This window comes from Blastococcus sp. SYSU DS0619 (genome assembly GCF_054051035.1).
Window position 1 is genome coordinate 166,968 of sequence record NZ_JBJHAM010000006.1, and the last position, 14,242, is coordinate 181,209.

Consider the following 14,242-nt stretch of genomic DNA (forward strand, 5'->3'; position numbering starts at 1 on the left):
CGACCGCGGGTGACCGGTCACGCCCCGTCCTGCCGGTAGACCAGGACCGAGTGGCCGATGCGGATGACGTCGCCGTCGCTGAGCGGCTGGCGGGTGACGCGGCGGCCGTTGACCAGCGTGCCGTTGGTCGAACCGAGGTCCTCGACCGTGGCGACGTCGCCGTCGAGGACGACGTCGACGTGCTTGCGGCTCACGCCGGTGTCCGGCAGCCGGATGTCGGCCTCGGTGCCCCGGCCGATGACGTTGCGCCCGGTGGAGAGCTCGTGGCGGGTACCGGGGCCGTCCACGACGAGCACGTGCGTGGCGGTGCTCCGCGAGCCGGCCCGCCCGACGACCGAGGGGTTCTGCTTCCCGGTGTCGGTGGCCATCCGGCCGCGCAGCGGCGGGAGCGGGGGCACCGGCGGGTGGCCGCCGACCGGGGCCGACGCCATCGGCGGGACGGCGACGCGGGCGGACGGGCGCGCCCGGTCGGCGACCTCGGAGCTGACCTCGAAGACGCCGGTGGTCAGCTCGTCGTCCTGCTCGAGCGCGACGGTGACCTTGTCGAAGACCTGGTAGCCCTCGTCCTCGATGTGCTCGGTGACCATGTCGGCGAGCTCGCCGGCCAGCTGGTCGGACCACTGGCCCAGGTGCGTGAAGTCGGTCTCGCCGAGGCGGACGACGTAGACGTTGGGGGCGAGGACGCGGCCCTCGCCGACGACCGAGCGCTGCTCGTCGGCCTCGCGCTGCAGCGCCTTGGCGATCTCCGCCGGGTGCACCTTGCCCTTGAAGAGCCGCGCGAACGCCAGACCGACCATGCCTTCGAGCCGGCGCTCGAAGCGCTGGAGCACACCCACCGTCGCTCCTTCACGCTCGCACCGGACATCCCACTCTGCCACCCGTGATCGTAGCCGGGCGCGGCGAGCCTGACCGCCCAGCGACCCGCGACGCCCCGCACGGCTTCGTCGGACCCGTCGGACGACCGACCCCCCACCGGACGAACAGCGCGCGGCTGCTACTGTCTTCCCTCGCCAGGGCAAGTGGCGGAATGGCAGACGCGCACGGTTCAGGTCCGTGTGTCCGAAAGGACGTGGGGGTTCAACTCCCCCCTTGCCCACCAGGACGCGACGAGCGCCGGTCCCTCTCGGGGCCGGCGCTCTTCTGTCGTCCGGGGCCGGTGCGGAGCGTCAGGTGACGACGTCCCGGCGGGCGTAGCCGACCAGCCCGGCCGCGACCAGGGCCGCCGCCACGGTGACCATCCCGGCTGCGCCGGGCGCGTGCCACGACTCGGCGGGGACGTCGGCGAGGTGGGCGAACGGGGAGAGCGACCGGACCGCGCCCGGCCAGCCGAACGTGTCGGCGAGGACCAGCAGCAGGTAGCCCCCCACGGCCGGGGCCACGCCGAGGGGCAGCACGGCGCCCGGGGCCCAGCCGAGTGCGGCGAGGGCGGCTCCGAGGCACAGCAGGGCCACCGGGAGCACCGCGAACGCGCCGGCCAGCGCCGCACCGAGACCCAGCCCGGCGTCCACCCACGCCGCGCCCGCCCAGGTGGCCAGGCCCGCCGCGGCGGCGAGGAGCGCGGTGGCCAGGGTGATCGCGACGGCCTCCGTGGCCGCCCACCGGATCCGGGCGACCGGGCGCGAGTACAGCAGCGCCAGGCGGCCGGCGTCCTCGTCGGCCGCGGTGGCGGCCACCCGTCCGGCGGCGAAGGCGCCCAGGGCGACGGCGAGCAGCGTGTACAGCGCGGCGACGTAGCCCTGCACCGATCCGAGCTGGGCGAACCCCGCCTGGGCGGCCAGGTCCGCGAAGGTCGCGTTGTCCCGCAGGAAGTCGGTCATCGCCGTGGCCAGCAGGCCGATGAGCAGGAAGTACGCCGCCGCCCCGGCGGCCCAGCCCGCGAGGGGTCGGCGCACCCGGTGCACGGCCAGCCCGGGCAGCGAGGTGAGCAGCCGGCTGGGCCGGGTCCGCCGGTCGCGGCCGGCCCACCGGCCCCGGCCGACGTCGCGGCCGGAGTGCAGCGCCACCGCCAGGGTGCTCAGGCAGCCGACCAGCAGGGCGAGGACGAGCAGGGCCGGCCACCGGTCCTCCGCGAAGGGCGCGGCCCGCCCCAGCAGGCCGAAGGGGGTCGCCCATGCCAGCCACGCGAGCGCCGGGACGCCGTCGGCGACCATGCGCAGCAAAAGGCTCCCGAGGAGGACGGCGACGGCCAGCCCGGAGGCCGACCGCCGTTCGCCGAACAGCTGACCGCCCGCGACCCCGAGCGCGGCGCCGACCATGCCGGTGCCGGCCAGGCACGCACCGAACAGCAGCGACCCCGGGAGCCCGGCCCCGGCCAGCGCCAGGCCGAGCCCCCCGGCGGAACCCACGACCGCCGCGGCCGCCAGCACGACGAGCAGGACGCGGGTGACCAGCGTCCGCAGCCGCAGCCGTCCGGCGAGCAGCAGGTCCCACCGGCCGGCCTCCTCGTCGCCGCGGGTGATCCGGGTGGCGGTCAGCGCGGCCCACACCCCCACCAGCACGGCGAGCACGGTGCCGGTGCGCCACACGGTGAAGCCGCCGGCCGTGTCCAGCCCGACCGGCGGACCGAACAGGGTCCGGATCGCCGGGTTCTCGGCCAGCGCGGCCAGCGACTCCGTGCCGAGCGCGCCCTCGAGCCCCCGGTACTGCACGGCGACCAGGGCGGTCATGCCCCCGGAGACGACGGCGACGACCGCGGTGCCGCGGCGCACCTGCCGGACGGCGGCCGCGGTCACCGCCCGGCCAGCGGAGCGGGGCGGCGCCGGCGGGGTGGTCGTCCCCGGTGCCCGGTCGGGGGCGGTCCGGGTGCTCATGCCGGCACCGAGCCGTAGTAGTCGAGGAAGATCTCCTCGAGCGTGGGCTCCCGCACCTGCAGGTGGGCGACGTCGGCGTCGCCCAGGGCGCGCAGGACCGCGCCGGGTGGGCCGGTGAGCGAGAGCTCCAGCCGCAGCGCCCCCGCCCACCGCAGGTCGGTGACGCCCGGGAGGTCGGCCAGCCCCTGCAGTTCCGGCGCGGCGCGGGCCAGCTCCACGACGACCTCGGCGCGGTGCAGGCGCCGCAGGTCGGCGAGCCCGGCGACCTCCACCAGCCGGCCGCTGCGCAGGATGCCCACCCGCGAGCAGATCGCCTCCACCTCGGCCAGCTGGTGGGAGCTGAGGAACACGGTCTGCCCACGCGCGGCCGCCTCGGCGATGCAGGCCCGGAACTCCCGCTCCATCAGCGGGTCCAGCCCGCTGGTCGGCTCGTCGAGGACCAGCAGCGGCGCGCGCGTCGCGAAGGCCGCGACCAGCGCCACCTTCTGCCGGTTGCCCGTGGAGTAGGTGCGGGCGCGCCGGTCCGGGTCCAGCGCGAACCGCTGCACCAGCTCGTCGCGGTAGCGGAGGTCGGTGCCCGGGCCGACGCCGGCCATGAGCTCCAGGCACTCGCGTCCGGTCATCGCCGGCCACAGCGCGACGTCGGCCGGCACGTAGGCCAGCAGCCGGTGCGCGCGCTCGACGTCGGCGGCCGGGACGTCGAAGACCCGGGCGGCGCCGGCGGAGGGCCGTAGCAGCCCGAGCAGCATCCGGATGGTGGTGGACTTGCCCGCCCCGTTCGGGCCCAGGAAGCCGAAGACCTCGCCCTGCGGGACGGTCAGCGACAGGTCGGCCACCGCTTCGGTGGTCCCGAAGCGCTTGCCCAGCCCGTCGAGGCGCAGGGCAGGGGCGGACGACGTGGGTGCGGCCATGGGAACTCCTCGCAGTCGACGAACACGACTGCCGACCAGGCTTCCCGGCGCTCCGGGGAGAGACGCTAGACCTGCCGGGTCACGGGCGGAAGTACCTCGCGCCCGGCCGGGCGACCGCCGATCGGGAGGGCTCCGGCCGGGCCGGCGCTCCCGGCCGTCAGGTCAGCCGGCGGTCGTCCCGGCCGCCCGGCCGCATGCGGTCGCCGAGCGTGCCGAAGGCCAGCATGGCGCCCCAGGGGACGATGACCCAGAACGGCCAGAAGTAGCGCAGCTCCCCCGTGGCCACGCAGGACACGGCCCAGACCGCCAGCACGATCAGCGCGGTGCTCGCCCAGGAGCCCCACACCGCCCAGAGGGCCCGCTGCTGACCTGCGCACGCCGGGGCGGGGGCGGCCGTCTCCGCCAGGGCACCCGTCGGCCGGGCGGCCGACGCACCGGCGGTGCGCGGCAGATCGGCGGTGAGCGGTGCCAGCTCGCCGAACGTGCGGGCCGCGTAGGCCCGGGCGAGGCGCTCGTCGTACTCGGCGACGGTGAGCCGCCCCTCGGACATCGCCTGGCCGAGGACGGCGGCGACCGCCGCCCGGTCGTGGTCGGCCGCACGCAGGTGGGACTCGGGCATGGCGTTCTCCTCGCTCGGGATGCCCCAGTCTGTTCCGGTGCGACCGGCGCGGTCCACTGACAGCTGTCACCGGTTCCACGTGGAACGCGTCAGGTCCGACGCCCCGGCTCAGCCGGCCGGCGGCACCGCCGCCGAGGTGAGGTGCCGGCCGATGACCATCCGCTGGATCTGGTTGGTGCCCTCGAAGATCTGCATCACCTTCGCCTCGCGCATGTAGCGCTCGGCCGGGTGGTCGCGGGTGTAGCCGGCGCCGCCCAGCACCTGGACGGCATCGGTGGTCACCTTCATGGCGGCGTCGGTGGCGACCAGCTTGGCGATGCTGGCCTGCCGGGAGAACGGCTTCCCGGCGTCCTTGCGGCGGGCGGCGACCAGGTAGGTGGCGCGGGCGGACTCCACGGCCGCGGCCATGTCGGCCAGCAGGAAGGCCACGCCCTGGTGCTCGGCGATCGGCCGGCCGAAGGCCTCCCGCTCCACCGCGTAGGCGACGGCGACGTCGAGGGCCGACTGCGCCAGCCCCACGGCGACCGCGCTGATGCCCAGGCGGCCGGAGTCCAGGGCGCCGAGGGCGATGGCCATGCCGCGCCCGGGCTCGCCCACCAGTCGGTCGGCCGGGACCGGTACGTCGTCGAGCCGGATCGCCGCGGTGGTCGAGCCGGTCAGGCCCATCTTCTCCTCGGGCTTCGCGGTGCTGAAGCCGGGCAGGTCCGGCGTCAGGTGGAAGCAGGAGATGGCCCGTTCCCCGTCCGCGGGCGTGCGCAGGAACGTCGAGTAGAAGTCGGCGTGCCCGCCGTGGGTGACCCAGGCCTTCTCGCCGCGGGCGACCCAGCCGTCGGCGGTGGGCGTCGCGTTCGCCCGCATGGCCGCCACGTCGGAGCCGGCGTGCGCCTCCGACAGCGAGTACGCGCCGATCAGCGTGCCGCCGACCATCTCCGGGAGCAGGTCGCGCCGCTGCGCCTCGGTGCCGAACGCCGCGATGGGGGAGCAGGCCAGCGTGTGCACGCTGATGCCGAGGGCCACGCTCGCCCAGCGGGCCGCCAGCTCCTCGAGCACCTGCAGGTAGACGGCGTAGGGCTGGCCGCCCCCGCCGATCTCCTCGGGGAAGGGCAGGCCCATCAGCCCGGCGTCGCCCAGGAGGCGGAACACCTCGCGCGGGAAGCGCTCCTCGCGCTCGTACCGGGCCGCCTTCGGCGCCAGTTCGGCGTCGGCGATCTCGCGGACGAGGGCCAGCAGGTCCTCGGCCTCGGGCGTGGGCAGTTCGCGGTCGACCGGCACGGTGCTCCTTCGCTGGGGCGTCCAGCGGACGGTACCTCCGGACGCGGTCCCGGGCCCTTGGCAGGATCGGCGTCCGTGATCATCGAGGCGGCTGCCTGGGACGACCCCGACGTCCGGCGGCTCACCACCGACCAGCAGCGCGAGCTCCGGGCCCGCTACGGGGGCAAGGAGGAGCCGGGCCGGCCGCCGTCGGCGGCCGACGTCAGCGTGGTCCTGGTGGCCCGGGACGACGACGGGACGGCGCTCGGCTGCGGTGCCCTCCGCGAGCTGGGCGACGGCGTGGCCGAGGTGAAGCGCATGTACGTGGCGCCGGGTGCCCGGGGGCGCGGGGTGTCGAAGTCGGTGCTGGCGGGGCTCGAGGACGGCGCCCGCTCGCGGGGCTGGGCGGTGCTGCGGCTGGAGACCGGGCCGCTGCAGCCCGAGGCGATCGGCCTCTACACCGGCGCCGGGTACCGGCCGATCGGCGCGTTCGCCGGCTATGCCGGTGATCCGGACGCCGCCGGCTCGCTGTTCTTCGAGAAGGACCTGGGCGACGGCTGAGCCGGTTCGGATACCGCGCGGTCCGCTGCCTCGGCGGCGGTGTGTGAGGGTGATCGGACGTCGTCGACCGCGGGCCGCCGCCCGCGCTGGAGAGGAACCCCCATGCGCATCCGGACGATCGCCCTGGTGGCCGCGGCGGTCACCCTCCCGCTCGGGCTGACCGCCTGCGGCGGCGGGAGCGTCGAGGACTTCTGCCAGCAGTACCTGGCGACCGCCGAGATCGAGCCGGCGGACGAGGACGAGGCTCAGCGCATCCTGGAGTCGATGGCCGACAGCGTCCCCGACGATGCGGAGGAGGTCGAGGACGCCGTCCGGTACATGGCGGAGAACTTCCCCGCCGCCACCGACCTGGAGAGCGCGGTCGCCGAGGGCGAGCTGAGCGACGCGGAACTGGAGGAGTTCCTCACGGCCGCCGACACCGTCAGCGCCTACGGCGAGGCGAACTGCTCCGACTGAGCTGCGTCTCTGCGGACCGTCCGTGAACCGGATCCGCCGCTCCGGACATCAACGGGTGTGACGACTTCACCGATCGCGGCCGGATCATCACCGCCCGTGACCCGAACGGCGCTGCACCGGTCCGCCGGTCCAACTGCCGAGCCCCCACGGCTGCGCGCCCTGCCCGACTCACTCCCGACCGACGCCGAGCTGATCGCCGGGTCGGTCGGGGACCCGGCGCAGTTCGCCCCGCTGTTCGACCGGCACGCCACGACCGTGCACCGCTACCTCGGCCGCCGGGTGGGTGAGCTGGCCGACGACCTGCTCAGCGAGACCTTCCTGATCGCCTTCCGGCGCCGGGCGTCCTACCGGCCCGAGCACGTCGAGGTGCGGCCGTGGCTGCTCGGCATCGCGACCAACGTGGTGCGCGGGCACGTGCGCACGGAGCAGCGCCGGTACAAGGTGCTGGCCCGGGCTGCCGCCGAACCCGAGGGGCACGGTGCCGACCCGGGCGACGCCACGGACCGGCTGGACGCCCAGGCGCTGCGCGGCCCGCTGGCCGCCGCGCTCGCCGGCCTCAAGCCCCGCGACCGGGACGCCCTGCTGCTGCTCGCGTGGGGCCAGCTCGGCTACGAGGAGATCGCCGCCGTCCTCGACGTCCCCGTCGGCACGGTGCGCTCCCGGCTGCACCGTGCCCGCCGCCAGACCCGGGCCGCCCTCAGCGGCCTCTCCGTGTTCGACCCGACCTCCGAGGAGGGGGACCGATGAACGACCTCACGCTGCTCCGCGAGGCGGGCCCCGACGCGCCGCCGCTGTCCACCGCCGCCCGGTCGGCCGCCCGCGCGGCGCTGCTGGCGGAGATCGACGGACCGGCCCCCCGCCGGTCCCGGGTCCCCGGCCGGAAGGCCACCCTCCGCATCGGGCTGGCCGCCGGCACCGCCGCGGCCGCCTGGGCCGCCGCCGTCGTCGTCACCGGAAGCGACGCACCCGGCTCGGTCCCCAGCAGCGCGGGCGGCATGACCCTGGTGGCGGTCGAGGAGATCACCTTCCCGCTCTCCCTCGACCCCGTGCCGGCCGGCATGACGCCGAGCTTCACCGGTGCCGCCGGCAGCGACGAGGCCGTCGCCGGCTACTCGTTCCCCGACGGGACCGGCTTCTCGATCTACCTCGCACCCGAGGAGCCGGTCTGGGCCTTCGAGCAGTCCGAGGCACCAGACGTCACCGGGACGGGGACCACGACGGTCGCCGGGGTCGAGGCGCGCTACGTGGTCGGCTCGACCGACCGGCTGTGCACGATCGTCGGCCAGTGCTTCGAGGACCTCCCCTTCGCCCAGCTCGTCTGGGAGCGGACGCCGGGTGAGTGGGTGTACCTGTCGGGCGACGACGTCCACGGCGACCTGGCCACGCTCGTCGCGGTGGGCGAGTCGCTCGTCGACCGTCCGCAGCCGATCAACCTCCAGGTCGGTCTGGCCCCGGCCGGCTGGTCGGTCGTCGACTGGCACGAGAGCAGCGGCGCCGTCGGCCTGGCCGATGACGAGGACCCGAGCCAGGTCATCGGCGTGCAGTGCATGCCCGACCCCCCGCCGAGTCCCACGCTGGTGGACACCACGGTCGAGGAGCGGATCGCGTCGGTGACGGCGATCGATCCCGTGGTCTCCACCACGGTGGGCGGCCGGCCGGCCCAGGTCGTGCACGCGCACGACTACATGGACTCGGGGAACCGCTTCTGGCTCGCCGCCTGGGAGTTCGCCGACGGCACCCTCTGCACCGTGCACGCCCCCGAGGGCTTTCCGCAGGACGACGTCCTGGCGATCGCCGGGGAAGTCACCTACACCCCCTGACCCGGCCCCGGGGGTGGGGCGGGGACGGGCGGGCGCCAGCTGCCCGTCCCCGCCGCCGCAGGTCGCCGGGATCGGCTGGTGAGGGCCGTCACGGACCCCTTCCGGGGGGCAACGGCCGATTGCGCGGGATGGCCGACGGTCCGCGTGTGATTGCTTGGTGCAGCCAACCAATCACACGCAGTGAGGTGCACGATGCAGCACGCCCCCCGGACCCGCGCCCGCTTCCGCGACGTCTCCGTCGCCTGGAAGATCACGCTGGCGGTGCTCAGCGGTCTGGTGGTCGCCGCGCTCGTCGGCACCCTCGGCCTGGTCCGCATGGCCGACCTGGACGACGCCACTGCGGAGCAGCGGGATGCTGCCGTCGCCCTGGAAGACCTGGAGACGGCGCGAGCGGGCTTCCTGAACGTCCGGCTGGACGCCTACGGCCTGCTCTTCGCCGCACCGGAGGGCCGGGCCGCGGCGGCGCAGAAGCTCGCCGCCGACGACGCGGCACTGGACGCCGCGCTCGATGCCTACCTCGCCGGCCCCGCCGTCGAGGAGGAGGTCACCGCGCTGCCGGCCCTCGTCGACGAGTACCGGTCGCTGCGCGCCCAGGGGCTCCTCGAGGCGGCCTCGGCCGGCGACGTCGTGGCCTTCCAGGCGGCGCTCCCCAGTGTGCGCGACATCGGCGTCGAGACCCTCGAGGCATTCGCGGCGGCCTCGGCGACGCTGCAGGCCGACGCCGAGGCCGCGCTCGTCGCGGCGCACGAGGCCTACACCTTCTCGCGGGCGCTGCTCCTCGCCGTCCTCGCCGCCGGCCTGCTCGTCGCGCTCGCCGCGGGAGTGCTGGTGAGCCGCGCGATCACCCGGCCGCTGAGCCGCGTCCGGGACAGCCTGCGGTCCCTGGCCGGCGGCGACCTCACCGCTGACCCGGAGGTCGACAGCGCCGACGAGCCGGGCCAGATGGCCACCGCGCTGCGCGAGGCGCAGACCAGCCTGAGCGCCACCCTGCGCGCGGTCACCGAGACCGCCTCGGCGCTGACCGGCTCGGCCGAGCAGCTCACCGCCGGCGGCGCCCGGCTGGACGAGTCGGCGAAGGTCATCGCCGGCCAGGCCGGGGACAACGCCGGACGGGCCGAACTGGTCACCGCCAGCGTGCAGACCGCCGCGGCCGGGGTGGAGCAGATGCGGTCGGCCATCGGCGAGATCGCCGTCAGTGCCAGCGAGGCGGCACAGGTCACCGGCGACGCGGTCCAGCGGGCGGTGGGCGCGACCGAGCAGCTCCAGCGGCTGGGCGAGACGACCGCGGGCATCGGGCAGATCGTCGGCACGATCACCCAGGTGGCCGCCCAGACGCACCTGCTGGCGCTGAACGCCACCATCGAGGCCGCGCGGGCCGGGGACGCGGGCGCGGGCTTCGCCGTCGTCGCCGACGAGGTCAAGCAGCTCGCCCAGGAGACCGCGCGGGCCAGCGAGGACATCGCCGAGCGGGTCGTCGGGATCCAGGCGGAGTCGACGGCCACCGCCGCCGCGCTGCAGCGGATCATCGAGGTCATCGGCACCGTGGACGACCTGCAGACGACGATCGCGGCCGCCGTCGAGGAGCAGACCGCGACGACCGGGACGATGGCGCACAGCATCGGCGAGGCCGCCGGCAGCACCGAGGAGATCGCCGGCACCGCGACGGCCACGGCGGGTTCCGCGGCCACGGTGACCGTCGACGCCGCCGGGGTCGCCGACGCCAGCCGGCTGCTCCAGGACCTCGCCGTCCAGCTGGAGCAGCAGGTCGCGCAGTTCCGCACCCGCGCCTGACCGGGCGGTGTGGTGAGCTGACGCCATGCCCGACGCCATGCCCGAGACCCGGCCCCACACCTGGCCCGACGCCGACCGCAGCGAGGTGGAGCTGACCGCCGGGAGCGCCCGGCTGGCCGTCGACCTGCGGGGCGGCACGCTCCGGCAGCTCGCCGTCGGGGGCTGGCAGGTGCTGGACGGCTACGCGCCCGGCACCGTCGCCCCCGGCTGGCGGGGTGCGGTCCTGGTCCCCTGGCCCAACCGGCTGCGGCACGGCCGGTGGAGCTGGGCGGGCCAGGAGCTGCAGCTCGAGGTCCGGTCGCCCGAGGAGCCGCACGCGATCCACGGGCTGGTCGGCTGGCAGCCGTGGGAGGTCCTGGCCGAGGCGGACGGTTCCGTCACGGTCGGGACGACGGTGGAGCCGCACCCCGGCTATCCCTTCCGGCTCGCCGTGGCGGTCGACCACCGGCTCACCGCTGACCGGCTCACCAGCACCCTGCGGGCGCGGAACCTGGGGGAGGTGCCCGCCCCGTTCGGCGCCGGCTTCCACCCCTACCTCTCCGTCGGGGCGACGGCGGACGGCGGCATCGGTGCCGCCGAGCTGACCCTCCCCGCCCGCACCGAGCTGCTCCTCGACGGCGGCCTGCCCACCGGGGAGCGCCGGCCGTTCGAGGGCGCGATGGGGGAGATCGGGGACCGCCCGATCGACGCCCCGCTCACCGACCTCGACCGCGACGCCGACGGCTGGGCGCACGTGCGGCTGCGCGGCCGCGCGGGCGAGCTGGTGCTCTCGGCCGACGCCGCCTGGCCGTGGCTGCAGGTCTACAGCGGGGACGACCTGCCCGCCGGCCAGCGGCGGCGCAGCCTCGCCGTCGAGCCGATGACCTGCCCGCCGAACGCGCTGGCCGACGGCATCGACCTGATCACCCTCGGACCGGGGGAGACCTGGGCGGGCACGTGGTCGCTGGCCTGGACCCCGGCGGCCTGAGATGCGGGTGCTCGAGCTCTGGCGCTACCCGGTCAAGTCGCTGCAGGGGGAGCGGCTGACCGAGGCGGCGATCGGGCCGCTGGGGATCGCCGGTGACCGGGCGTGGGCGCTGTTCGACCGGGACACCGGCCTGGGCCTGACCGCCCGGCGGGTGCCCGACCTGCTGTTCGGCGCCGCCCGGCTGCGCCCCGACGGCGGTGTCGAGGTGGTCCTGCCCGACGGCACGGTCACCGCGGACGACGACGTCCTCTCCGGCTGGCTCGGCCGCCGGGTGGAGCTGCGCGCGGCTCCGGAGGAGGACGCCGCCGTGCCGACCTACGAGACCCCGGCCGACGAGGACGTCCCCGACCCCACCGAGTGGCTGCAGTGGGAGGGGGCGCCCGGCCCGTTCCACGACAGCCCGCGCATCCGGCTCTCGCTCGTCTCCACCGGCACGCTCGGCACCTGGGACCGCCGCCGGTTCCGGGCCAACGTCGTCCTGGACGGCGCGGGGGAGGAGGAGCTCCGCGGCCGGGAGGCCGACCTCGGCGGCATTCGCCTGCACGTCGGCAGCGGCATCCCCCGCTGCGTCATGACCACCCGCCCCCAGCCGGGCGGGATCGCCCGGGACACCTCGGTGCTCAAGACCGTCCACCGCGAGCGGGACGGGCTGCTGGCGGTGCGGGCCGCCGTCCGGGCGTCCGGGACGGTCCGGGTCGGCGACGTCCTGGCGCCGGCGGCAGACTGAGCACCGTGCGCACCATCGACCTGCGGCCCGGCGAGGACAGCATCCGGCTCGGCCAGCTGCTCAAGCTCGTCGACGCCGTCCCCACCGGCGCCCAGGTGAAGGACGTCCTGCTGTCCGGCGCGGTGACCGTCAACGGCGAGCCCGAGGAGCGCCGGGGCCGGCAGCTGCGCACCGGTGACGTCGTCGCCATCGACGGCGCCGAGGACGTCCGGATCGGCTGAGCGGGGAGCTCGCGACCCGGGAGCGGCGCAGCGGTTCCACGTGGAACCAGTGGGGAGGAGCACGGTGCGGGATCCACTCGCCACCCGGCTGCGTGGCTTCGGGACGACGGTGTTCGCCGAGATGAGCGCTCTCGCCGTCGCCACCGGCTCGATCAACCTCGGGCAGGGCTTCCCCGACTACCCGGGCCCGCCCGAGGTGCTCGACGTCGCCCGGGCGGCGATCGGCACCGGCGCCGACCAGTACCCGCCCGGCCCGGGCATCCCGGAGCTGCGGGCGGCCGTCGCCGAGCACCAGCAGCGGTTCTCCGGGCTGGCCTACGACCCGGACACCGAGGTGCTGGTGACCGCCGGCGCCACCGAGGCGCTGGCCGCGGCCATGCTGGCGCTGCTGGAGCCCGGTGACGAAGTCGTGCTGTTCGAGCCGATCTACGACAGCTACAGCGCGTCGGTGGCCATGGCCGGCGGCGTGGTCCGGGCGGTGCCGCTGCGGCAACCGGTGGACGGTGCCGGGGCCTGGACCTTCGACGAGGCCGAGCTGCGCGCCGCCGTCACGCCGCGTACCCGCCTGCTACTGGTCAACTCCCCGCACAACCCGACCGGCACCGTGCTGGCGGGGGCCGAGCTCGCACTGCTGGCCGAGCTGGCCGCCGCCCACGACCTGCTGGTGCTCACCGACGAGGTCTACGAGCACCTGGTGTTCGACGGCGCCCGCCACGTCTCCCTCGCCACGCTGCCGGGCATGCGCGAGCGCACCCTGGTCGTCTCCAGCGCCGGCAAGACCTTCGACGTGACCGGCTGGAAGGTGGGCTGGGTGTGCGGCCCGGCGCCCCTGGTCGCCGCCGTCCGCACCGCCAAGCAGTTCCTCACCTACGTCAACGCCGGCCCGTTCCAGCCGGCGGTGGCCGCCGGGCTGCGGCTGCCCGACGCCTACTTCACCGGCGTCGCCCGCGACCTGCAGGGCCGGCGGGACGTGCTGGTCGCGGGTCTGCAGGACGCCGGGCTGCCGGTGATCAGCCCGCAGGCCACCTACTTCGCCACGGTCGACGTCCGCGGGGTGCGGCCGGACGGGGACGGCCTGGCGTTCTGCCGGGAGCTGCCGGAGCGCGCCGGCCTGGTGGCCATCCCCACCGTGGTCTTCTACACACCCGCGCACGCCGCTCTCGGGCGGCACCTGGTGCGGTTCGCGTTCTGCAAGAGCGATGCGGTGCTCGCCGAGGCGGTCGAGCGGTTGAGGAGGTTGGGATGAGAGTCGCGGCGGTGCAGCACGACATCGTCTGGGAGGACCGGGAGGCAAACTTCGCCCGGCTCGCCCCGCAGGTCGGCCGGGCGGCCGCGGCCGGCGCGGAGCTGGTCCTGCTCACCGAGACGTTCTCCACCGGGTTCTCGATGACGCCAGGCATCGGCGAGCCCGAAGGCGGGCCCTCGGCCCGGTTCCTCGCCGCGCAGGCGGCCGAGCACGGTGTGTGGGTCGGTGGCAGCTGCCCGGAGATCGCCGACGACGGCGGCGCGGAGTCGGCCCTGCCGTACAACTCGTTCGTCCTCGCCGGCCCGGACGGCACGACCCACCGCTACCGCAAGCTGCACCCGTTCACCCACGGCGGCGAGCACGAGCGCTTCCGGGCCGGCGACGGGCCGGTGACCGTCGAGATCGGGGGCCTCCGGGTGACCCCGTTCGTCTGCTACGACCTGCGCTTCGCCGACGTCTTCTGGCGCGCCGCGCCGACCACCGACCTCTACGTGGTGGTGGCCAACTGGCCGGCGGCCCGGCGGCTGCACTGGCAGACGTTGCTGCAGGCCCGGGCCATCGAGAACCAGGCCTACGTCGTCGGCTGCAACCGGGTGGGCACCGCCGGCGACGGCACCGAGCACACCGGGGACAGCCGGGTCGTCAGCCCGATGGGCGAGCTGCTGGCCACGGCCGCGGGCGCCGAGACCCTCGTGCTGGCCGACGTCGACCCCGCGGAGGTGACGGCGACCCGCGACCGGCTGCGCTTCCTGCCCGACCGGGGGGGGGGGGGGGGGGGGGGGGGGGGGGGGGGGGGGGGGGGGGGGGGGGGGGGGGGGGGGGGGGGGGCGGGGCGGGGGGTGGTGGGGGTGCGGTGTTGTCT

Annotated in this window: 15 protein-coding genes and 1 tRNA gene; 11 read left to right on the plus strand and 5 right to left on the minus strand. The window is 75.9% G+C overall.

The window, feature by feature from the left end:
• Window positions 1-17: 17 nt before the first annotated feature.
• On the minus strand, window positions 18-836 hold the full coding sequence (locus ACI79T_RS10615; protein WP_456610026.1) for an FhaA domain-containing protein: 819 nt from the start codon (window positions 834-836) through the stop codon (window positions 18-20).
• 177 nt (window positions 837-1,013) lie between these two features.
• On the opposite strand from ACI79T_RS10615, the gene ACI79T_RS10620 reads away from it, so the two are divergent.
• A tRNA-Leu gene (locus ACI79T_RS10620) sits at window positions 1,014-1,099 on the plus strand.
• A gap of 67 nt (window positions 1,100-1,166) precedes the next feature.
• On the opposite strand, the gene ACI79T_RS10625 is transcribed toward ACI79T_RS10620, so the two are convergent.
• The 4 genes from ACI79T_RS10625 to ACI79T_RS10640 form a co-directional block, all read right to left on the minus strand.
• Window positions 1,167-2,810 carry a hypothetical protein gene (locus ACI79T_RS10625; RefSeq protein ID WP_456610027.1) on the minus strand — a complete coding sequence of 548 codons (1,644 nt, stop codon included), beginning with the start codon at window positions 2,808-2,810 and terminating at the stop codon, window positions 1,167-1,169.
• The gene (locus tag ACI79T_RS10630; protein WP_456610028.1) at window positions 2,807-3,721 is read right to left on the minus strand and encodes an ATP-binding cassette domain-containing protein; all 915 of its coding nucleotides are present in this window, start codon (window positions 3,719-3,721) and stop codon (window positions 2,807-2,809) included. Before ACI79T_RS10630 ends, ACI79T_RS10625 begins: the two co-directional genes overlap by 4 nt.
• A 157-nt stretch (window positions 3,722-3,878) precedes the next feature.
• On the minus strand, window positions 3,879-4,340 hold the full coding sequence (locus ACI79T_RS10635) for a DUF1707 SHOCT-like domain-containing protein (RefSeq protein WP_456610029.1): 462 nt from the start codon (window positions 4,338-4,340) through the stop codon (window positions 3,879-3,881).
• A gap of 108 nt (window positions 4,341-4,448) precedes the next feature.
• Window positions 4,449-5,612: an acyl-CoA dehydrogenase family protein gene (locus ACI79T_RS10640; protein WP_456610030.1), complete on the minus strand. Its 1,164-nt coding sequence runs from the start codon at window positions 5,610-5,612 to the stop codon at window positions 4,449-4,451.
• Window positions 5,613-5,687: 75 nt separating this feature from the next.
• On the opposite strand from ACI79T_RS10640, the gene ACI79T_RS10645 reads away from it, so the two are divergent.
• The 10 genes from ACI79T_RS10645 to ACI79T_RS10690 form a co-directional block, all read left to right on the plus strand.
• Window positions 5,688-6,152, plus strand: a complete 465-nt coding sequence (locus ACI79T_RS10645; protein ID WP_456610031.1) for a GNAT family N-acetyltransferase — start codon at window positions 5,688-5,690, stop codon at window positions 6,150-6,152.
• A gap of 102 nt (window positions 6,153-6,254) precedes the next feature.
• Complete coding sequence (locus tag ACI79T_RS10650) at window positions 6,255-6,608, plus strand: hypothetical protein (protein WP_456610032.1); 354 nt, start codon at window positions 6,255-6,257, stop codon at window positions 6,606-6,608.
• A gap of 96 nt (window positions 6,609-6,704) precedes the next feature.
• Entirely contained in the window at window positions 6,705-7,355 is a 651-nt protein-coding gene (locus ACI79T_RS10655) for an RNA polymerase sigma factor (RefSeq protein WP_456610033.1), read from the plus strand.
• Complete coding sequence (locus ACI79T_RS10660; protein WP_456610034.1) at window positions 7,352-8,428, plus strand: hypothetical protein; 1,077 nt, start codon at window positions 7,352-7,354, stop codon at window positions 8,426-8,428. Before ACI79T_RS10655 ends, ACI79T_RS10660 begins: the two co-directional genes overlap by 4 nt.
• 192 nt (window positions 8,429-8,620) lie before the next feature.
• Window positions 8,621-10,219, plus strand: a complete 1,599-nt coding sequence (locus ACI79T_RS10665) for a methyl-accepting chemotaxis protein (protein ID WP_456610035.1) — start codon at window positions 8,621-8,623, stop codon at window positions 10,217-10,219.
• A gap of 25 nt (window positions 10,220-10,244) precedes the next feature.
• On the plus strand, window positions 10,245-11,186 hold the full coding sequence (locus ACI79T_RS10670) for an aldose 1-epimerase family protein (protein WP_456610036.1): 942 nt from the start codon (window positions 10,245-10,247) through the stop codon (window positions 11,184-11,186).
• Window position 11,187: 1 nt separating this feature from the next.
• The gene (locus ACI79T_RS10675; RefSeq protein ID WP_456610037.1) at window positions 11,188-11,913 is read left to right on the plus strand and encodes an MOSC domain-containing protein; all 726 of its coding nucleotides are present in this window, start codon (window positions 11,188-11,190) and stop codon (window positions 11,911-11,913) included.
• 5 nt (window positions 11,914-11,918) lie between these two features.
• Entirely contained in the window at window positions 11,919-12,134 is a 216-nt protein-coding gene (locus ACI79T_RS10680; protein ID WP_456610038.1) for an RNA-binding S4 domain-containing protein, read from the plus strand.
• Window positions 12,135-12,198: 64 nt separating this feature from the next.
• On the plus strand, window positions 12,199-13,380 hold the full coding sequence (locus ACI79T_RS10685) for a pyridoxal phosphate-dependent aminotransferase (RefSeq protein ID WP_456610039.1): 1,182 nt from the start codon (window positions 12,199-12,201) through the stop codon (window positions 13,378-13,380).
• Window positions 13,377-14,242 (plus strand): nitrilase-related carbon-nitrogen hydrolase (locus ACI79T_RS10690; RefSeq protein ID WP_456610040.1); only part of this gene is annotated, 866 nt, incomplete at its 3' end. The genes ACI79T_RS10685 and ACI79T_RS10690, both read left to right, overlap by 4 nt.